Below are 19,062 nucleotides of genomic sequence, written 5' to 3' on the forward strand. Positions count from 1 at the left end.
CGACAACTATCAGGCATTGCGCCACATGATGTATGCACCCATCCAGCATCCGGTGCAATGCGCTACCACTTATGGCACCCTACCTGATTTGACCTTTCAGATATTGCTCGACCACATCAAGGATGGTGTCGCCATCGGCATCGAAGATGCCGATGAACGTGCGGACGGAAATATCGCTCTTCAAATGAGGGAACAGCCCCTGGTTACGCCAAACTGCTGTATGGCTGCATAGACCGTGGGGCTACTCAGTTCCAGCAAATTTGGGATCAGGTAGCGAATTAAGAATCATCTTTGGGATTTTGAGAAATTTATTTGCCCTCATGCTTGCTTTCGGTAAGCGGCGCAGCCACAAGACCGGTTTCAGTAGCGCTAGCGTTTGTCATTCCAAAGAATCTGCCTATTCTAAGTAACACCCCTCTAATAAATTTCCACAATTTGGGCAATAGCCAGATGGCTAGACCAATAAAAATAATGAACAGGATCAGAAATAATATGGGGTGATTCAGTGCAGTCCATAAGCCGCCTAAAACCAACAAATCTTCACTAATGGAGGCAGACCAGTTTGTGACCGGTTCGGGTGTGGTATTGAGCATCAAGCGTGTGCCCGTCTTGGTGGCGTGACTGGTAGCGGCCACGCCGCCGCCCAGAATGCCTGCAGCAATTTCCATTGCGGGGGACACATCGCCCACCGTACCGGCTGCCAGCATGGCGCCTGCAGGGATGCGGACAAAAGTGTGCAAGGTGTCCCAGGCGCTATCCAGACCGGGTATTTTATCGATAAAAAACTGGACCACATACATTACCGCTGCTGTACCGATCACTAGTGGATTTTCTAACACGCTGAGTTCGGCTGGTAAGTTGATATTGTCTGTGGCGCCACCAAGGCCCAGCACCAGCATGACGGCGTATAAATTAATGCCACTTGCCCACGATGCACCCATGGTGAGCGCCAAAGTGGCCATTAATGCTTCATAACTACTCATATTGCCATACCTTTATAATCATATTATTTCTTTTCCAAACCAAATCTGACTTTTGGTCGGTCTGCCTTCGCGTCTGTTGACTCGAATTTGTTTTTCCATACCTGTTAAAGCGACCGACTTGATTAATCAAACGCTAGCCTGCATCAACCGCTGTGCTTCGAGACCAGCGCCCAATAAGCCCACTTGCGGGTTCATGATGACATGGACCGGGATCTCGCTCATCATTTCTGAGTACCGCCCTTTGTGGCGGAAAGCCTGCATGAAATTGCCCGTCAATAAGGTGTCGATGATTTTGGGGGCAATTCCGCCAGCGATATAGACGCCACCCCGGCATAATCCCAACAGCGCCAGATTGCCGGCATAGGCGCCATAAATTTCAACAAACAACTCCAGTGCTTGTAGGGCGATCGGGTGCTTTAGCTCATAGGCCAGCTTAGTGATGATGGCGCCGCTGTCTTCCTTTAATTCCTCGGCGAGGATACCGGGAAATCTGGTTGGGTTGCTTTGCAGGAAATTGAAGATATTGGTCAACCCTGGTCCTGAAAGAACCCGTTCGACCGAGACATGCTCAAATTTCTTCATCAGGTAACCCAGTAATTCCATCTGCAAGGAGGTGGCAGGGGCGAACTCAATGTGCCCTCCTTCTGTGGATAACGGAATATAGCGATCGCCTTGCCAATGAAGCCAGGCAACGCCCATACCGGTACCCGCGCCTAACACTACCCGCATTGCTTGCCTCTCTGCTACCCCCCATTGCAGCGCTGCCAGATCATTCAGAGATAACTTTTCAATACCCGTTGCTAACGCTTCGAAATCGTTGATCAGCTTTACCTTGGGAATAGAAAACCTGGTCGCAAGGGCTGATGCATCCATTATCCATGGCAGATTGGTCAGTTTTGCTCGTTGCGACACGATCGGGCCTGCTATCCCAAAACAAGCTGATATTGGATAGTGGCCGGCTTTATTCAGCTCTGCTTTGTCCAGAAAATCCGCGAGTATCGTGTCGAAATCAGGATAAGCCCGGCTGTCATAGCGCCGTTCGTAACATAAATCCGTTTTATTACCGTCAGCTACTTCTGCACGCAATAGTGTCTTGGTGCCACCGATATCACCATAAATAAAATAGTTGTTCACAAGTTAACTCCTGTTGGCCATCGCATCGCTGGGTTCTGGCGATAGAAGGCAGACAATTGCTGATAGACTTGAGGAAAATATTGTTGTATTGCACATGGCTTGACAAAAAAAGCTTCACTCATGACTGCAAAGAATTCTGCTGGACTGGTAGCGGCATAAGGATCGATAACCAGCTCATCTCCTTTATCGAGCTGGTTACAGCAAGCCTCAAAAGCTTGCTTAAAGGCCGCAGTCCAGGCGCGTGGATCCATATTTCTATGCAGTGGAGGACAACCATTGGCCGTCCCATTCAACATATCCAGCTTATGTGCAAACTCATGTATTACCACATTATATCCCTGTTTATTATTAGTAGTATCGTTGACATCTTCCCACGAAAGTATGACGGGTCCAGCAAGCCATGATTCACCCGATGCGGCCATGTGTACAGCGTGAACGATGCCCATTTCATCAGTATATTCATAATCAAGAATGAATTCTCCTGGATAGACGATGATTTCTAGCCAGTTGCGATAATAGTCCAGATCAAGTTCCAAAATCAGCATACAGGCCTGGAGCGAGATCATTACGCGCATTTCTTCCGTGACGATGAGACCCTGTGCGCCATTTATTTTCTTGTCGTGCAAGAAAATGGTTGTCCATTGCCGCAACTGTAGGGTTTCAGGCTGGGTCAATCCTTGCAGAAAGTGCACGCGTGCTAGCACATCCTGCCAGATGGCTTCAGCGATCGGTTCATGCTGGAAGATATAGTTTCGCCACCACTTTTTCAGTTTCCATATCATAAGCTATCAAGAGGTTCAGGAATAAGGTTATAGTTATTTATATTAAGCATGAACTGATTATACGAGCGAGCTGGTTCAAGCAATATTTTTATATGAAGAACTTGAAACTGATCTCTGATTCGTTTAAGGTCTAGACTCATCGTCAATAAATTGGCTGAAAAGTTATGAACAAATCTGTTAGCGAAGCTTCGTTTTAGCGGAGTTTCATTCTTCGCAGATGCTGAGTCGGACATCAACTAGGCAGAAGGAACTCTTGTAACATGTTCAATTTAGGCAACATGCTCAACTTGGGCTCTACAGAACCGATCATAGGAAGAGCTTCCACTTTAGTGGAATGTTCGACGAAAGATCTCTTCAAATATCTGGGTGAGGATCTGTTCCAGAATTACCCAAAATGGTCGCCGGAGGTTCAAGAGCTTGAGCAGCTCACACCAGGTCCAGTACATCTGGGGACGATTGGGCGGCAAGTGCGTCTTGATATGGGGCGCCGTAGCGAATCACGCTTCAAAATTTTTACTTTTGAACCGGCTGTACGCTTGGTATTGGCCGGTGTGTCTGATCCCTTTCGCTGTACCTATGAATTGCAGGATATGAATCTGGAGAAATCTACTAAACTGACGTTTTCTTTTGAGTTGCTGGAATTATTAGTTGTCATGCGGCCTTTCGAGGGATTAGTTCGTTCTGCTATAAAAGATGGGGCTGAACGTACCGTTCAGAATATCAAGCGCCTAGTAGAGGCAGAAAAATCAATAGAAAGTTCTGCAACCTGAGCAGTATAGAAGCACAACGATTGGTTAATTATTGATAAAAAATACATCCTGACTATTGACCCGTTCTGTCAGTCACTTGTAGTCATAAAAGGAGAATTCATGGCGCGAGATATTTTGTCCAGTATTCAGGTACCGCAGGTGGATGACCGTCCACTCTGGGATGTGGTCTTTGCGGTTTATGGCTATCCAGCTTTGCTCCTAGCGCATCGGCTGAAAGTTTTTCCTTTGTTAGCTCAAAATTCCCATACTTTGCCGGAAATTTGCAAGGCACTGAACATAGCGCAGCGTCCGGCCGAAGCAATATTGACGACAGCAACTGCATTAGGCTTCTTATCCTTACAAGAGGGGCGCTATTCGCTGACCCCGGTTAGTAAGGAATATCTGCTCGAAGACAGTCCTAATTACTTCGGATTTTTTTGGGATCTGATGATCGACAATTACCAAGTATCTACCTATGCGGGTCTGGAGAAAGCTGCCCTTACCGATTCTGCCCAGGCATACGGAGGAGGCGATATTTTCAAATCTCATGAGGAGCAGATCGAATTGCTCCGACGCTTCACCTGCGGCATGCACAGTATCAGCATGACACCAGCGCTCGTTTGGCCACAAGTCATGGATTTATCCCAGCACCGGATGATGCTAGATATTGGGGGAGGTTCTGGCGCGCATTCGATTGGTGCGGCCTTGCGTTGGCCAGATTTACAGGCACATATCCTGGATTTCTCCCAGGTGTGTGAGATTGCGCAGAACTATATTACCCGGTACAAGCTGCAGGATCGCGTTAAAACGTGTGAGATCAATATCTGGCGCGACCACTGGCCTGCTGCGGATCTTCACTTTTTCTCAAATATATTTCACGATTGGTTGCCAGAAAAATGTCACTTTTTGATGGCGAAAAGTTTCGATAGTCTTGAATCGGGCGGACGGATCGTTATTCATGAGATGCTCTATAATGATGAAAAAACGGGCCCTTTCGCTGCCGCAGCATTCAGCATGATGATGCTGGGCTGGACTGAAGGCAAGCAATATTCCGGTCAGGAATTGTCAGCGATGTTGCGGGAAATCGGATTTGAGGAAATTCAAATACATAAAGCTTTTGGCTATTATAGTATCGTGACTGGCCGCAAACCTTAAGCATCGTCGTTAAATTTCAAAAAGAGAGCTGAGCATAAGTCATGCTTCTGGAGGCACTCTCTTATCTTTAAGATCAGCCAGTTATTCCATTTCCACATCAAAGATGACGCGAAGGCGAGCCGCAGACAGTATCAATAATACGGCAAAGTGAAACCGACAAAGTCAGTTTTGATTTAGAAATGGAATTAACCGTGAGGTACCATAACTGATCGCAATTTCTTAGAATTAGCCAGCTTGGATTGGCTATCGGTCGATTCATTACCGCATCCAATTCGCTACAATAGTTGCTAGAGAGACGACTCGTAAAAAAACAAAAAGGAGCTCATGATGAGTGCAAAGAAAATCTTGATGCTGGTAGGTGACTATGTAGAAGACTATGAGGTTATGGTGCCTTTCCAGGTACTGTTGATGGTGGGACATACCGTTCATGCTGTCTGCCCTAAAAAGAAAGCAGGTGAGACTGTGCGCACGGCCGTACACGACTTTGAGGGAGACCAGACTTATAGTGAAAAACCAGGCCACAACTTTACGCTGAATGCAACTTTTGCCAAGGTTAAGGCAGAAGATTATGACGCGCTGGTCATTCCTGGCGGGCGCGCGCCGGAGTATATTCGTCTGAACGAGAAAGTCATCAAAATGGTACAACATTTTTCAGAAGCGAACAAACCCATTGCGGCCATTTGCCATGGCGCGCAACTCCTGGTGGCAGCCGGAGTCATCGAGGATAAGATGTGTTCTGCTTACCCGGCAGTAGGACCGGATGTCACACGCTCAGGTGGCAAGTATATGGATATTCCAATGGATCAGGCCTGTGTCGATGGCAAGCTGATTACTGCCCCGGGTTGGCCGGCGCATCCTGATTGGCTCGCCAAATTCCTGCAAGTGCTGGGGACGAAGATTAAGCCTTAGGGAACACACCTATTATTGATTGCACTTGATGTAAAAAGAGAGGTCGAATAGGAAAATAACCAGAAAATTAAACAGCTCAGAGAGCACTTTTCCTGGAAAGGTACGGAGGGAAGACTCATGGCGAAGCTTAACGTTGCGGTCATCGGCTTTGGGCGAGTAGGGCGTGCTTGTGCAATGGCATTACGCAATACCGACTATCTTGCATTGGCTGGTGTTGTTCGGCGCCCAACTTCACCAATGAAATTGCCCGATCCACTTGGCAAGATTCAGGTAGTTACACACATTCGTGACCTGAAGCGTGTTGATGTAGCATTGATTTGTGTGCCTGCAGAGATCGTCCTTGGCGTAGCACGCGAATTGCTACAAGCAGAAATCCCGATCGTTGAGAATGCGGTGCTTGAAGGACATGCACTTGAAGCGCATTACGATGCAGTCGGCAATATAGCGCGCCATCATAGTACGCGCGCTATTGTTGGGGCAGGATGGAACCCGGGCATGCTGCCGCTTTTCGAGCGCGCGTTTATCACCTTAATTCCTGATGGTCACACCAAGCGCACCAGCCGGCCAGGTGCGAGCCTTCATCATACCGAAATGGTGGAAAGCATCGAAGGTATAAAAGGTGCGCTTGCCACCGAGATGCGAGATGTGCAGGGGCAACTGAGCCGCTATGTCTACGTCGAGTTCACAAAAGATGCAAAGGACGCAAAAGGCTCAGGGGTTACCTCGGTCGATAGGATTGAGGCTATCCTCGCTGCTGATCCACTTTTCGTGGGTGAAAAAACTCATGTGTTCGAAGTTGAAAGCATTGCTGCCCTGGAGGAGGAAGGTCGCGGCATACTGCTCGAGCGCACCGGTGCTGAGCGAACAGGTGCGCATGCTACTTTGCTGCTGGAGGGACGGTTTGATGTTTCGACATTTGCCGCACGGGTGATGCTTGATGCCGCTCAACGTATTCCGAGCCTCAAGCCAGGCGCGTATCGCTATTCTCTCTGGGGATAACTTATGCTTGAGATTGATGGCAGTTACGGCGAAGGCGGCGGTCAGCTTCTACGACTTGCCGTCGCATTGTCTGCCATTACCGGCATCGAGGTGCGCATCACGGATATTCGTGCACGGCGCGACAAACCTGGCCTTGCCGCACAGCACCTCGCGGGGGTGCGCGCCGTGGGCAAGCTCTGCGGTGCGAGAATCGAAGGCCTCGCCTTGCGATCAGACCAAATTGTTTTCGAACCGGCAACGCTTCAGGGTGGCGATTATCACTTTGATGTAGGCACTGCGGGCAGCATTACGCTGGTGCTGCAAGCCTTGCTGCCAGTCATGCTGGCGACCCGCCTGCCTTGCAAGGTGCATATCACCGGCGGCACCGACGTGCGGCAGGCACCTGCTGCAGATTATTTGCGCGCAGTGCTTATTCCGTTGATCAAACGCCTCGGTGCGCAGGTAACCATGCACGTGCTGCGTCGTGGCTATTATCCACGGGGTGGTGGCGAAATCGAGCTCGTAGTAAGACCGGCAATGCTCTCATCCGCAGTATTCGATGCGTCTGGAGACAGCAAGACCATCTGCGGGCTTGCGCACGTAACTAACCTTCCTGAGCATATTGCGCTCCGAATGAAGCAGGCGGTACTTAACAGGCTTGGCACTTACGGTATACAGGCGAGTATCGAGACGCAGGTTTTGGGTCGCGAAGCAGCTTTCGGTGCAGGCGGCGCCATCGTCTGCTGGCTCGAGAGTGAGCACACTGTGCTGGGTGCAGCACGGGTCGCAGAGCGGGGCGTCTCCGCGGAGACGTTGGGTGAGGCTGTGGGGGAGGAGCTTGCCACAGATATTGCAGCGGGTGCTGCGCTCGATACTCACGCAGCTGATCAAATACTTGTTTATCTCGCGCTTTTAGGTGATGGATCATTCAGCACGCGCCATGTCTCACTGCATGCGCGCACAGCGATGTGGCTGATCGAACAGTTTCTGCCGGTAACGTTCGAGGTAACTGAATCGTCAGATCTTGCTTACATTACTGTGAGAGTACGTGGAGAATAACCATGATCCCGATTCACGAACTGCTCGCGCGTATCCGCTGGGATCCAGAATTCGGGAAGGGAAAATTTGAGCTTGCCTACGAGGATAAAATCGAGCACCAGCACAAGCGTGTACCACTCGAACGAATAGTCATCGAACCAGGTCAGCACTTTACATTTGAGGCGGAAGAGGAAGATGGCACATTGCATACTGTACCGTTTCATCGGGTGCGAAAAGTTTGGCGAGATGGGGTGATTATCTGGGAACGATATCCAGGGAGTAAAACAAAATGAAATCACTACTTGAACAACGGCTGCAGCTGCATGTTGAGAAGCTTGCTAGTGAGATCGGCGAGCGTAACGTGTGGCAGCCGAAAGCGCTGTACGCCGCTGCCGACTATATCCGTGATACCTGGAGCCAGTTGGGCTATGAAGTTCACGCTCAGGGCTATGATGCAGGCGGTGTATGGAGCGAAAATATCGAGATCGAGATCCGCGGTAGGGAGCGGGCCAATGAGATTATGCTCGCTGGTGCACACTACGACAGCGTGACGGGCAGCCCGGGCGCAGATGACAACGCTTCCGGCGTCGCAGCGCTGCTCGAGATCGCACGACTTCTCCTCGAAATCAAACCCGAGCGCACGCTGAGGCTAGTTGCGTTCGTGAATGAAGAATCGCCATTCTTCTATTTTGGTGAAATGGGAAGCAAGATTTATGCGCAGGCTGCACGTGAGCGGCATGATGACATCCGTATCATGCTCTCGTTCGAGATGCTCGGCTACTACAGCGAAGAGCCGGGCAGCCAGAGCTATCCTCCCATTTTGCGCTGGCTCTATCCTGATCGCGGCAATTTCATCGGTTTCGTGTCCAACCTCAACTCACGCCGTGCGCTTAAACAATTCGCGGCAGCATTCGCTGCCAGCTCGGATTTTCCGTACGAGACGCTCGCCAGCCCCACCATCGTGCCGGGCGTTTCCTGGAGCGATCAGCTCTCGTTCTGGCGGCAAGGCTACCAGGCAGTGATGGTCACCGATACAGCATTCTATCGCAACCCGCACTATCATCGTGCCAGTGATATCCCTGGAGAGCTCAACTATGCCGAGATGGCGCGTGTAGTCGAGGGATTAGCCGGCGCACTGACGGTGCTGGTAAAAGCATAATCATTGCCTTCAAGTGATAATAATCGCGGCTAATATTCTCGTTATTCCTGCTAACTTGACGTAACATACCATAACAATGACTAAAGTTTCTGAAGGAGTCATTTAGTGTCGCTGAACGTTGACCCTTTTCTGCGCACCATCGCTACGCTTGAGCAAGCGTTGATTGCGCTGCAACGTCTCGAGAATGACGACATACTCTATGATCTCTACCGCAATGCAGCGATCAAAAGTCTGGAATTGTCGCTTGAAGCTATCGGCAAGTTGTTGCGTAAGACACTCAAATCTTATAGCGGTAATCCACGTGCTGTGGACGGGTTAATGTTTAACGATGTGCTGCGTATGGCAGGAAGGCATGGGCTTCTGGATATGGATGGCGTCGAGCGCTGGCTCGCGTACCGCGCTAACCGCAATACTGTTGCGCACGACTATGGGGAGGGTTTTACCAATCAAACTCTTAAACTGCTGCCACAATTTATTAACGATGCGAGAGAGCTGGCTGATACCCTGAAGCATCTTCCCAATGAGCAAGCAGATTGAGCTGATAGATCGTCACCTGGCACAACTGAAGCGCTTGCTGGCAATACATGTGCCCGAAGCCGAAATCTGGGTTTTTGGCAGTCGCATCCATGGTTCGGCACATGAAGGCAGCGATCTGGATCTCGTATTGCGTAACCCCAACGATCTGACTACTGAAGTTGCTGGTTGGGGTGATTTGATTGAAGCATTACAAGAAAGCAGCTTGCCGATACTAATAGAAGTCCATGACTGGGCGCATTTGCCAGTAGCCTTCCGGGACGAGATTATGCGGGATTACGTGGTATTGCAGTCTGTCACCAAGTGAACGAACGCTACTCAGAAAGAATCTGGATAGAGTAAATAAGTTATAGGGTTCCTTGCGATACTTTGTTTCAGAGGGATGAATTTGTCCTTAATCAAATACTGTCTTCACGCACTTCCATTTCCAAATCAAAAATAACATAAAGGAATGACACAAAGGCGAACCGTAGGCAGTGTAAATAATACAGCAAGGAGAAGCCGACAAAGCCGGGTTTGATTTAGAAATGGAATAAGATGAGTAGAATCGCACAATTACTAGGATGCTTACAATGATTGGGACGTAGGTGGCTGGAATTGCGAAAAAAATAGCAGGAGGGACGGGATACCGTCGTGATCATGGATCCCTCACTCACTATTATCGGCCAACCGTGGCGCGAATCTGCGTCATTCAATCAATGTCATTACAAAGATCCGAAGAGTAGATTCAGGCGCTATTTGAGCTGTATACTGCTGGTACAAGAGTTCGAGGAGCATCGCACGCTTTAGGGGCAACTCTTGCATCCACTCGTACGTGCCATGTTAAAAATAGTCTGATCGAGATTCGCTCCACTCAGATCTGCGTCAGTCAGATCGGCACCAGTAAAATTTACCCCTTGCAAATTAGCGTTAACTAAAGATGCTCCGCGCAAATGGGCTGCGCGCATGTTAGCACGCTGGATATCGGCATTATCGAGTATGGCATTACCAAGCTTTGCGTTGGTGAGATCGGCGTTGGTCAGCAAGGCTCCTGTTAAATTAGCGCCACTCAGATCCGCATTTTGTAGAATGGCACTTTGCAGATTCGCGTTTACCAGTTGGGCATCATTGAAACGTGCGCCCCGGGCATTCGTTTTCACCAGCGAGGCCTGGTTCAAATTGGCTTCGCGTAGTTGAGCACTCGATAGATTCGCTTCGTTCAGATTGGCTCCAGTCAGATTCGCTTTGGAAAGTATCGATCGGGTGAACTGGGAATTTGCCAGATTCACATTTTGAAGATCGCTCCCATACAGGTTCATATCCACGCAAAACGTGCCTCGTCGGATACTGCATCCCTCTATGTTGCGCGCTCCTTGGGCAAGCGCTTCAACACAAACAAACAAAAGCAGCAAGAGAGAGCATCGAAAATGATTAGCGAGCAATCGGAAAGCAGGGGGCATAGGGCGTAATTCGAGATGTATATCAAATGAATGCATAATGAGTCTAGCCCCGTATAATCGATTTTTAACGGTGGCCGATAGTGATACGATTTTTCTTCTGGACATAAGTATCAGTGTAACTCCCTTGGAAACGCACGATTTAGGTAAGATTCAGAAAAAAGTTTAATCCATGACTCATGCGCCAAGGCACTCAAGACTGCAACATCGAGTGACGCTTTCCGTAGTTACAGCACTGATCGGCAGCTTCCCATGTCACTTCGAGTTCAGCCCGGAGCCACATATCGTGAGTTCGAGGGAAGTCTTGATATTTTACTCCGATCATCTTCGAACGCATGCATTCGAGAAGCGTGTTACCCTTAATATAATTGCATTTGGAGGAGAGTTAAGATAAATATCTTTTTTAATTTAGCCGGAATGTACCGAGAATCCTATATGTTGTCAAACATGTTGAAGAATGGTCCAGAAAGTAATTTGGCTAACTCAAAAATTTAGCTAACTCAAATTGAAAAATTTTCTGATAATTTTTATATATTGCATCAATGTTATCGGTCGATTACTCAAGAAAAATGAGCCGTAATCTCAAAGCATTGGTAATAACACTAATTGAAGAAAGTGACATGGCGGCAGCAGCGAATATCGGCGAGAGCAGGATGCCAAAAAAGGGATAGAGCATACCTGCTGCCACGGGTACTCCGGCAGCATTGTAAACAAACGCGAAGACCAGGTTTTGTCGAATATTACGCATGGTTGCCATGGATAGCTTGCGAGCGAGAATGATACCGGACAGGTCACCTTTGAGCAGCGTAATGCCCGCGCTTTCTATGGCGATATCAGTACCTGTTCCCATGGCAATGCCTACATTGGCCGCAGCCAATGTGGTTCATTGTTGATGCCGTCGCTGGCCATGGCAACAATTCTCCCTGCCTCCCGTAGTTTTCTGACTATTTTGCCTTTGTCTTCCGGCAGAATCTCTGATTTGACTTCGGTGATCGCAAGCTTCGCGGCGACAGCCTCGGCAGTGCGACGGTTATCACCAGTTAGCATCACAATATGGATACCCTGTTGCTGCAACACCTTGATCGCCGCCGCTGCCGTCGTCTTGATCGGGTCGGCTATGGCCAGCAATCCGGCGAGTCTGTTATCTATAGCTATAAAAATGACAGTAGCACCCTCGGCCCGAAGAGCATTGGCCTCCATACTGAGTGAGAAACATCGATGGCCTGTTCTTCCATTAGCAGGGTATTGCCTAGGGTAATGTTTTGCCCCTTTACTCTTCCGATAATGCCTTTGCCAGTACGTGAATCAAATTGATCTGCCGCAGATAGATCGAGTTTCTTTGCTTTCGCTGCCGTGATAATGGCATGCGCTAGCGGGTGTTCTCTGCTTTGCTCTAGCGAAGCAGCTAGCGCGAGTAGCGTGTCTTCAGTAAATCCTTCAGTCGTAACCATCTTGGTTATTGTTGGCTTGCCTTCAGTAAGTGTTCCGGTCTTATCGATGATCAGCGTATCTACTTTTTCCATATGCTCTAGCGCTTCGGCATTTTTAATGAGCACGCTCACTTGTGCGCCTTTGCCAATGCCGACTATGATCGACATGGGCGTGGCTAACCCTAACGCACAGGGGCAAGCGATAATCAGCACACTGACAGCGGCAATAATGGCATAGCTTAAAGCAGGTGCAGGGCCGTATGCAGTCCACCCGATAAACGTCAGAAAAGCGATGAGGATAACTGCAGGTACAAAAAAGGAAGAAACAACATCGGCCAGTCTTTGAATTGGGGCACGGCTGTGCTGTGCTTCAGCAACCATGTGAACAATTTGTGCGAATATTGTATCTTTACCGACGCGCTCGGCTTTCATCACAAAACTGCCGGTCTGATTGATTGTGCCCCCGATTACCTTGCTGTTGGGTTCCTTCTTCACTGCCATCGATTCGCCTGTCACCATCGATTCATCCACAGCGCTGTGACCTTCGGTAACGATGCCGTCCAAAGGAACTTTTTCACCAGGTCGAACGCGCAGCAGATCATCCACCTGAATGTGTTGTAGTGGCACATCTTCTTCTCCTGTTATGCTAATCTGGCGAGCTGTTTTGGGTGCTAGATCGAGCAGAGCACGGAGTGCGCCACCTGTCTGCTCGTGTGCTTTGAGTTCCAGCACCTGTCCCAACAAGACCAGTACCGTAATTACTGCGGCAGCCTCGAAATATACGGCCACAGCGCCGTTCGCCTGCTGAAAGTCGGCGGGGAAGATATCAGGTGCGAGTGTTGCCACCAGACTGTATAGCCAAGCCACCCCTGTACCCATGGCAATCAGGGTAAACATGTTCAGTTTGCGCGTTTTCAATGAAGTCCAGCCGCGAGTGAAGAAGGGTTTTCCTGCCTAAAGCACTACTGGTGTGGCCAGTACCAGCTGGATCCAATTAGTTAAGTTGGTACTGAAGTAATGGTGCAGATTCATAAAATGGGTGCTCATTTCCAATAAGAAAACGGGGAGAGTTAGCACCAAGCCGAGCCAGAACCTTTTACGCATATCGATCAGTTCCAGGTTTTTACCTTCTTCTCCAGTCATCATTTCCGGTTCCAGCGCCATGCCGCAGATCGGGCAATTTCCCGGTGCTTTTTGCCGGATTTCTGGATGCATGGGGCAGGTGTAGATCCCTTCGCTTCCAGCAGCTGGAAAGGATCGCTTTGTGTTCTTGCCTGGTTTATGCTCATGGTGATTACTTTGTACATCCATATAGCCTCCTTGTTATGAACCTTCCGCAACCGTGTTTGCACTCAGAGCATTCTCAGCAATTATTTTTCGCTGTTAAATACCCAGTCTGTTCTTCTCAGGGCACAGTGAGAGATAAGCAATATATTGCTGATAATTTCCTTTCTTACCTGCATGATGGAATTTGCTGCTTACACTGTATTCTAATTCTAATGATAGGCTGAAAAATATGATTGATAAATTTTAATCATGGCATTGCGGGAAATACTCGTTCTAATCATTAGGAAATATTCAAAAAACCTTTTTGCAGGAGAAGACTATGGCTATTGATGTTAATCTGGTACAGGCAGTCTGGGAAAAAGGAAGAGGTACGCAGGAGCAAGATATATCCGAGTGGCGCAAGGACCAATGTGGTGCATGGATAAACCGACAAAATTATAATAATGCAAAGTCAGAATATGGCTGGAAGATAGTAAATGTTAAACCAGGTAGTCCGGATCACCTGGAAAACCTGCAGCCATTTCATTTACAAAATGATTTCGATATTGCTAATGATAAGCCACACTGCAGGGTTACAGCTGACCGATCTGGCTTGATGCCCACCCAAAATGTCGATACGCCACACAATACTGACGCTTGATCTGTTGTCTATGAATTATTTTCTCACTGTCAGGGAAATGTGTACATGTTGGCGGCATGCCGAGGCTAAATCAAAGCAAAACAAATGAGTTATTTATTGATTACGCCTAGACATAGAAAATGGTACTGCTAGCAGTCAAGATCTGATTACTCTACTTGAATGATCGATTGAATTGGTTGAACGAGGAAGCTCCAGAACTTTGTTGGATATTTTGAATGGACTCTACTCTCAGCTAATTGGCTTGCAACCTAATACTTTGTTATGTTGATGCTTTTTTGGGTGTTGAGTGGAGTGGGTGCTCTTTTCAGGTTCAGGACAAAATTTAGGAGATATACCGGAGTAGCTGATGATAAGTATCTGGCGATTCATGCTATTGTTTCTGCTTCTGAATCTGCTCAGCGGATATACATTTTCTACTGAGCCACCAGAATATTGTAAAAGTACTACAAATGCTGATGCCAGAGCATGTTTTGCCTCGCATCCCTCCTATTGTGATAGCACAAGCTTTGCCAACTCAGGAGCATGTTTCCTGATGAATGCATTTTACTGTGAAAGCGATAGCTATGCGAATTCGGGTGGGTGCTTTATTTCACACCCAATATATTGCAGTAGCTCGAGCTACGCCAACTCAGGTGCCTGCTTCCTAGCTAATGGAGCCTATTGCGAAAGCGATAGCTACGCCAATTCCGGTGCATGTTTCGCATCGCACCCATCTTATTGCAGCAGTTCTAGCTATGCCAATACGTCTGCCTGCTCGGGTGCAAGGCCGGCTTACTGTCAAGACAGCATTTACGCAAACTCGAAAGCATGTTCTCGTTTAGTCAAGCCCAGGCCTGGCCAAATTTTAGAGGTTGCTCGCCGCTTGGAGGCGCCGGTAGATGTGAACAGTCTCATGCGTGAGTTGATGAAATAAGTAGCAATGTTGGAATGGTAACGATTAGTAAGGGCTAGCTCAAAGCCATGATCTAATTCCATTTCTAAATCAAAACTGACTTTGTCGGCTTCACCTTGCCGTATTATTTATACTGTCTGCGGCTCGCCTTCGCCTCATTTTTGATTTGGAAATGGAATAATATAGTCTCAATGTGCCTGCCTCGCTGATTTATATCCCTTTGCTCCATACGCTTACTGTTTTTTAAGTTAAAAGTGGTAATGCGCACCGATTCCGAGATACTCAGCTTTCTCTTTGTAAAACTGACCAGTGGGAGAGTTACCGTTAAAATACTCTATCATAAACTGCAGTTTGCGACCAAACACCTGGTGGTTGTCGAACTGAAATCCGGCTCTGGCGGATACATCCACGTTCCAATCGTTTTGTTGGTGATTCTTTAAGTCAACAGCCAGTATGGGTCTCATTGCGGCAAAATCGAGACGCCAAGGGCTTCTGAATTCAAGCCCATACTGAATTGACCAGGGTTTAATGGTTGAGGGATGTTTATGAAAAATACCCCCTCCTCCACCATAAACTCGGAATCCGTATGGCAGCTCATATGAGAGCTTGAGATCAGCGCCTTCATAACTGAGATTGACGCGCTCCAACCGAGTTCTTAGTAAAAACTCATCGCCAAGATGCGAGCTTTGATGGAAAACACGGGCAAAAGCGGAAAGTTGACCCATTCGCATGCTTGAGTAAACTGAAGCAATAAAATCAGTATTGATCAGATCAGAAGATTTTGCATCGAGATTGAAGTCGCTAAAAACACCAGCCTGCAGTCCTGCTTCCCATTGGATAGTGGTTTGGCCAAGATTGGCGCGGTAGAAGGGGATAGTTTCGCCGAAGCTGACTGCACCATTATTTTCTCCATCAATATCGGCACCAACATAATTGCGATAACTGGCAGAGAAATGTGCCCAGCGTGGGTCAGCCAGTAATGGCATAAATAAATGGCCGGTTGGTAAAAAACCCGTAGGAAAAACTTCCGCGACTTTCCCAGAGGGAGTTACCGGTACTTCCTGTTTGGCTGGCGGTGGAGAAACCGCCAGCTCTTGTTGAGGAACGCCCTCCACTAATTCAACACCCATTACTCCCGGGATTTCAGATAACATTTGCTGAACTTGAGCACGATCTTCCGGTGGCAGATGAGGTACTGGCAAGGTAATGACACCGTTGCGTACTACCAAGGAAGAGAGATCAAGTTGAAAATCACGTTTTAGAATTCCTGTGGCATAGCCTGCAATATAAGAGTCATCTGGGATCACATCGCTGTAGATGGGGAATGATAGGAACAAAGTCATTCCAAGAAGAATAAAGAACCGTACAGCACGCATCATTTTTGTCATGATATTTTTTGTCGGTATTTATCGTCATGTAAAGATAGCAGTTTTTCCGTCATTATGCACTTGTGGTTAACCGATCAAAAATAGTCAAATTTGTTAGGGTCTGTTGACATTTTACATAGGTAACCATAGATATCCACATGCTATAGCTACCATACTCTCGTAATTTCGCTTCAGTTTGTCGTATCGTGTCGCTATTGCCCGATACTGTTTTAGCCGGGCAAAAGCATTCTCCACCCAATGCCGGTATTGATATAAACCCCAATCCATATCTGCATTACCCTTCAACGAGTTGCGCTTTCTCGGTATCACAGCCTGAACCCCCTTCTTCGTTATCTGTTCCCGTAACCATCGCTGTCATAGCCCTTGTCCGCAACTATTGTTTTTGCGTCAGGCAACCTGGCAATCAAATCAGGTGCGGCACAACAGTCATTGACTTCTCCACCGGTGATTTCAAACTCAACTGGCAAGCCATAACCATCGACCACTAAATGGATCTTGGTGGTATTGCCTGCACGGCTTTTGCCAATTGCTTGCGATTCTTGACTCGCTGCTCCCGCACTATGTTGATGCGCTTTAACATAACTGCCATCCATAAATCTCCATTCCCAATCCGGATCAACAGCCAATGCTTTGAAAACATTCAGCCATTTCCTGCTCAATGACCATGCATTGAATCTTTTATAGATGGAATTCCAGCAGCCGAACACCCTGGGCAGATCGCGCCACGGACAGCCAACCCGCATTCGATACAGTATGCCTTCTACCGTCATGCGCAGATTGCGCTTGTTATAAATCGATTCTTGAAGCAGAATCTTCTCCAGCTTCGACCAGTACTCATCATTGAGCATCATTGGGGGCATCGCAAACTCGTTTTGTTGGTGGTATGGGAACCCCAATATTACGAGTTTGTTTCTATCTATGAAATACTTATCTTAAAACGTCAACAGACCCTAGTCAGATTCCGTTTTTTGTTAAAAAATAGCAACCAGCTCTTTTTCAGTAGAGTGTAGTTTCCTGCTCGTTGTGGTCAGTGTCTTTGGCTAGATCGCCGATATTGCCGCGTATGCTACCACTGATAACTTCAACGCAGCTTTTCCAGAAGCCAGCGGAGAGCAGCTGCAGGCCACGGAAATACCTGTTCGACATCACTGTAGGCGCGCTGTATCGACAAGTAACACCTAACCCTTCCTCATCGAGATTGATGGTCTTGTGCCACATCCATGCTGGAAAAAATAAAACATCTCCCGGGTGCAGATCAAATTCATAGCGCGGTGCGTATCCCACCAGTGCATAGGCATCACGATCGCTTGGTTCGCCTTGCTCATCAGCTCGAAAAGCTGCAAAACGTCGCATACCATTGCCACGTGCAGCTGGATATAACAACCAGGAATATTCGGCTTCAATCAACGTCCAGTGTTTGGATCCTGATACAGCTTGATACCAGTTGAGACCTTCCTCGCAGTGGTAATTGGCGTTTAACCCTTTACCCAAACCAAGTATAAGAAAACTTAGAATAGGTTTGGATGGGCGGCCCATCACAGGGAAATAAGCATGTGACCGCGGAATACCGAAATATTGGTAAAAGGCTGGGTTTTGGTCGAGCAATAATTGTTGTGGAATGAAATTACGGCGGCGATCGATGGCGACTTGGTTGATTGATGTATTAATTATCTTCTTGGCGCTCTTGTCCAGAGCCTGCACTATGGTGTCTGGAAATCGCTCCGCTAAGCTTGTAAGTGTCCAGTCATGGGGTGCATTTTCAACAAAGCCACGTAAAATGCATGGAATGGCGCGTTTAACGTGTTCATGGTAAAACTGGTGTGGCTCAATCTCACCAGGATGATATTCCGCAATATTTAAAACTATTCGGCGCGGTAGATTATAGTTTTGCAATCTTTTTAGCACTCGCTGCTCTGTTCGTCGACGCATCTTTTGCAACAGGTTGGGATTATTAGTGAGATGTTGACACAACATGATGCTCTTTAGCGCCAACACATTCCCATAACCCAACGGTAGTTTCACTACGCCGCGTTTACCCATTCGCTCCACAAATAACATGCGCAAGAAAAATTGCTGCTCTACCACCAATTGCCACGTAGCATATAAAAATGTCGCTATTCCAGCTAACGGGGTAGCCAGTATATTTTTCGCAGACGCCAGAGTTATTCTTTTCAGTGTTTTGTCAGCAATCTCCATTGAATTCCCCTTTCGGTTTTTTCTCAATATTTAATTTCAGCTTGAGAATTGATTCCTGCAAAAAACTTCATCATCCGATTAGCCATCCTGGCGTCAGAGCCATACTGAACCAAATAATTGGTTCAGTATGGCTTAATGTTTGTGCCGGTTTTATGATTGACACTTGAAGCAGAGCAGAAGCAATGAATCAAACTGTTTCAGTTTTATTTCATATTGATGCTAAAGAATAATAAAGAGGCAAGCAATAATGCATAAGCCTACAATTTTTATTCCTTGGGAATACAATAATTACATTGAAGAAAAGAGTAAGCGATCTGACCGGGGCGTTATTAACCCAGCCAGATAAAATTTTAACAATTCGATTAAATCACT

At 47.6% G+C, this 19,062-nt stretch carries 19 protein-coding genes and 1 pseudogene; 11 read left to right on the top strand and 9 right to left on the bottom strand.

Features of this window, described 5'->3' with window-relative positions; genetic code table 11:
* Positions 1-25 precede the first annotated feature (25 nt).
* Positions 26-232 carry a hypothetical protein gene (locus BM122_RS01300; RefSeq protein WP_143083264.1) on the top strand — a complete coding sequence of 69 codons (207 nt, stop codon included), beginning with the start codon at positions 26-28 and terminating at the stop codon, positions 230-232.
* A 76-nt stretch (positions 233-308) separates the two neighbouring features.
* Here BM122_RS01300 and BM122_RS01305 read toward each other — a convergent pair whose 3' ends face one another.
* From BM122_RS01305 to BM122_RS01315, 3 genes are all read right to left on the bottom strand, one after another.
* Positions 309-983, bottom strand: coding sequence for a DUF4126 domain-containing protein (locus tag BM122_RS01305; RefSeq protein WP_074902957.1), 675 nt, complete (start codon positions 981-983; stop codon positions 309-311).
* A 126-nt stretch (positions 984-1,109) separates the two neighbouring features.
* On the bottom strand, positions 1,110-2,117 hold the full coding sequence (glk, locus tag BM122_RS01310; protein ID WP_074902959.1) for a glucokinase: 1,008 nt from the start codon (positions 2,115-2,117) through the stop codon (positions 1,110-1,112).
* On the bottom strand, positions 2,114-2,899 hold the full coding sequence (locus tag BM122_RS01315; protein ID WP_074902961.1) for a M90 family metallopeptidase: 786 nt from the start codon (positions 2,897-2,899) through the stop codon (positions 2,114-2,116). The genes glk and BM122_RS01315 overlap by 4 nt, the downstream gene beginning before the upstream one ends.
* Positions 2,900-3,159: 260 nt before the next feature.
* Here BM122_RS01315 and BM122_RS01325 point away from each other — a divergent pair, with 260 nt between their 5' ends.
* From BM122_RS01325 to BM122_RS01365, 9 genes are all read left to right on the top strand, one after another.
* Complete coding sequence (locus BM122_RS01325; RefSeq protein ID WP_074902965.1) at positions 3,160-3,669, top strand: SRPBCC family protein; 510 nt, start codon at positions 3,160-3,162, stop codon at positions 3,667-3,669.
* A gap of 99 nt (positions 3,670-3,768) precedes the next feature.
* Positions 3,769-4,803 carry a methyltransferase gene (locus BM122_RS01330; RefSeq protein ID WP_074902967.1) on the top strand — a complete coding sequence of 345 codons (1,035 nt, stop codon included), beginning with the start codon at positions 3,769-3,771 and terminating at the stop codon, positions 4,801-4,803.
* A 327-nt stretch (positions 4,804-5,130) separates the two neighbouring features.
* Positions 5,131-5,712 (top strand): DJ-1/PfpI family protein, encoded by a 582-nt coding sequence (locus BM122_RS01335; protein WP_074902969.1) that lies wholly within the window; start codon positions 5,131-5,133, stop codon positions 5,710-5,712.
* Between the two features lie 117 nt (positions 5,713-5,829).
* Positions 5,830-6,711, top strand: coding sequence for an NAD(P)-binding domain-containing protein (locus tag BM122_RS01340; RefSeq protein ID WP_074902971.1), 882 nt, complete (start codon positions 5,830-5,832; stop codon positions 6,709-6,711).
* 3 nt (positions 6,712-6,714) lie between these two features.
* Positions 6,715-7,749 (top strand): RNA 3'-terminal phosphate cyclase, encoded by a 1,035-nt coding sequence (gene rtcA / locus BM122_RS01345; RefSeq protein WP_074902973.1) that lies wholly within the window; start codon positions 6,715-6,717, stop codon positions 7,747-7,749.
* A gap of 2 nt (positions 7,750-7,751) precedes the next feature.
* Positions 7,752-8,021, top strand: coding sequence for a DUF504 domain-containing protein (locus tag BM122_RS01350; protein WP_074902975.1), 270 nt, complete (start codon positions 7,752-7,754; stop codon positions 8,019-8,021).
* On the top strand, positions 8,018-8,887 hold the full coding sequence (locus tag BM122_RS01355; protein WP_074902976.1) for a M28 family peptidase: 870 nt from the start codon (positions 8,018-8,020) through the stop codon (positions 8,885-8,887). Before BM122_RS01350 ends, BM122_RS01355 begins: the two co-directional genes overlap by 4 nt.
* Before the next feature lie 105 nt (positions 8,888-8,992).
* A complete protein-coding gene (locus BM122_RS01360) occupies positions 8,993-9,424 on the top strand; it encodes a nucleotidyltransferase substrate binding protein (RefSeq protein ID WP_074902978.1) in 432 nt (143 codons plus the stop codon).
* A complete protein-coding gene (locus BM122_RS01365; protein WP_074902980.1) occupies positions 9,408-9,728 on the top strand; it encodes a nucleotidyltransferase family protein in 321 nt (106 codons plus the stop codon). Before BM122_RS01360 ends, BM122_RS01365 begins: the two co-directional genes overlap by 17 nt.
* A 478-nt stretch (positions 9,729-10,206) precedes the next feature.
* On the opposite strand, the gene BM122_RS01370 is transcribed toward BM122_RS01365, so the two are convergent.
* Together BM122_RS01370 and BM122_RS01375 are read right to left on the bottom strand one after the other, a co-directional pair.
* A complete protein-coding gene (locus BM122_RS01370) occupies positions 10,207-10,965 on the bottom strand; it encodes a pentapeptide repeat-containing protein (RefSeq protein WP_218151952.1) in 759 nt (252 codons plus the stop codon).
* Between the two features lie 448 nt (positions 10,966-11,413).
* A pseudogene (locus BM122_RS01375) lies at positions 11,414-13,598 on the bottom strand (copper-transporting P-type ATPase).
* A gap of 295 nt (positions 13,599-13,893) precedes the next feature.
* Between BM122_RS01375 and BM122_RS01380 the strand changes: the two are divergent.
* On the top strand, positions 13,894-14,214 hold the full coding sequence (locus BM122_RS01380; RefSeq protein WP_074902982.1) for a PDZ domain-containing protein: 321 nt from the start codon (positions 13,894-13,896) through the stop codon (positions 14,212-14,214).
* Positions 14,215-15,003: 789 nt separating this feature from the next.
* Here BM122_RS01380 and BM122_RS01385 read toward each other — a convergent pair.
* The 4 genes from BM122_RS01385 to BM122_RS01405 all read right to left on the bottom strand — a co-directional run bounded on the left by BM122_RS01385 (position 15,004) and on the right by BM122_RS01405 (position 18,690).
* Positions 15,004-15,189, bottom strand: a complete 186-nt coding sequence (locus BM122_RS01385) for a hypothetical protein (protein WP_074902983.1) — start codon at positions 15,187-15,189, stop codon at positions 15,004-15,006.
* A gap of 165 nt (positions 15,190-15,354) precedes the next feature.
* Positions 15,355-16,494 (bottom strand): DUF1207 domain-containing protein, encoded by a 1,140-nt coding sequence (locus tag BM122_RS01390; protein ID WP_256211821.1) that lies wholly within the window; start codon positions 16,492-16,494, stop codon positions 15,355-15,357.
* Positions 16,495-16,605: 111 nt separating this feature from the next.
* A protein-coding gene (locus BM122_RS01400; protein WP_143083265.1) for an IS5 family transposase occupies positions 16,606-17,354 on the bottom strand; the annotation gives its coding sequence in 2 pieces (ribosomal slippage) (positions 16,606-16,841 and positions 16,841-17,354; 750 coding nt in all).
* 136 nt (positions 17,355-17,490) lie between these two features.
* The gene (locus tag BM122_RS01405; protein WP_074902987.1) at positions 17,491-18,690 is read right to left on the bottom strand and encodes a cupin-like domain-containing protein; all 1,200 of its coding nucleotides are present in this window, start codon (positions 18,688-18,690) and stop codon (positions 17,491-17,493) included.
* Positions 18,691-19,062 lie beyond the last annotated feature (372 nt).

The sequence above is a fragment of the Nitrosomonas communis genome, from assembly GCF_900114745.1.
Lineage (GTDB): Bacteria > Pseudomonadota > Gammaproteobacteria > Burkholderiales > Nitrosomonadaceae > Nitrosomonas > Nitrosomonas communis_A.

What these genes read in the sequence shown, in the direction of transcription:
- BM122_RS01300 (WP_143083264.1), top strand. Translation starts at nt 26, where the DNA reads ATGATGTATGCACCCATCCAGCATCCGGTGCAATGCGCTACCACTTAT.
- BM122_RS01305 (WP_074902957.1), bottom strand. Translation starts at nt 983, where the DNA reads ATGAGTAGTTATGAAGCATTAATGGCCACTTTGGCGCTCACCATGGGT.
- BM122_RS01315 (WP_074902961.1), bottom strand. Translation starts at nt 2,899, where the DNA reads ATGATATGGAAACTGAAAAAGTGGTGGCGAAACTATATCTTCCAGCAT.
- BM122_RS01325 (WP_074902965.1), top strand. Translation starts at nt 3,160, where the DNA reads ATGTTCAATTTAGGCAACATGCTCAACTTGGGCTCTACAGAACCGATC.
- BM122_RS01330 (WP_074902967.1), top strand. Translation starts at nt 3,769, where the DNA reads ATGGCGCGAGATATTTTGTCCAGTATTCAGGTACCGCAGGTGGATGAC.
- BM122_RS01335 (WP_074902969.1), top strand. Translation starts at nt 5,131, where the DNA reads ATGAGTGCAAAGAAAATCTTGATGCTGGTAGGTGACTATGTAGAAGAC.
- BM122_RS01340 (WP_074902971.1), top strand. Translation starts at nt 5,830, where the DNA reads ATGGCGAAGCTTAACGTTGCGGTCATCGGCTTTGGGCGAGTAGGGCGT.
- rtcA (WP_074902973.1), top strand. Translation starts at nt 6,715, where the DNA reads ATGCTTGAGATTGATGGCAGTTACGGCGAAGGCGGCGGTCAGCTTCTA.
- BM122_RS01350 (WP_074902975.1), top strand. Translation starts at nt 7,752, where the DNA reads ATGATCCCGATTCACGAACTGCTCGCGCGTATCCGCTGGGATCCAGAA.
- BM122_RS01355 (WP_074902976.1), top strand. Translation starts at nt 8,018, where the DNA reads ATGAAATCACTACTTGAACAACGGCTGCAGCTGCATGTTGAGAAGCTT.
- BM122_RS01365 (WP_074902980.1), top strand. Translation starts at nt 9,408, where the DNA reads ATGAGCAAGCAGATTGAGCTGATAGATCGTCACCTGGCACAACTGAAG.
- BM122_RS01370 (WP_218151952.1), bottom strand. Translation starts at nt 10,965, where the DNA reads ATGTCCAGAAGAAAAATCGTATCACTATCGGCCACCGTTAAAAATCGA.
- BM122_RS01380 (WP_074902982.1), top strand. Translation starts at nt 13,894, where the DNA reads ATGGCTATTGATGTTAATCTGGTACAGGCAGTCTGGGAAAAAGGAAGA.
- BM122_RS01385 (WP_074902983.1), bottom strand. Translation starts at nt 15,189, where the DNA reads ATGGAATTAGATCATGGCTTTGAGCTAGCCCTTACTAATCGTTACCAT.
- BM122_RS01390 (WP_256211821.1), bottom strand. Translation starts at nt 16,494, where the DNA reads ATGACAAAAATGATGCGTGCTGTACGGTTCTTTATTCTTCTTGGAATG.
- BM122_RS01405 (WP_074902987.1), bottom strand. Translation starts at nt 18,690, where the DNA reads ATGGAGATTGCTGACAAAACACTGAAAAGAATAACTCTGGCGTCTGCG.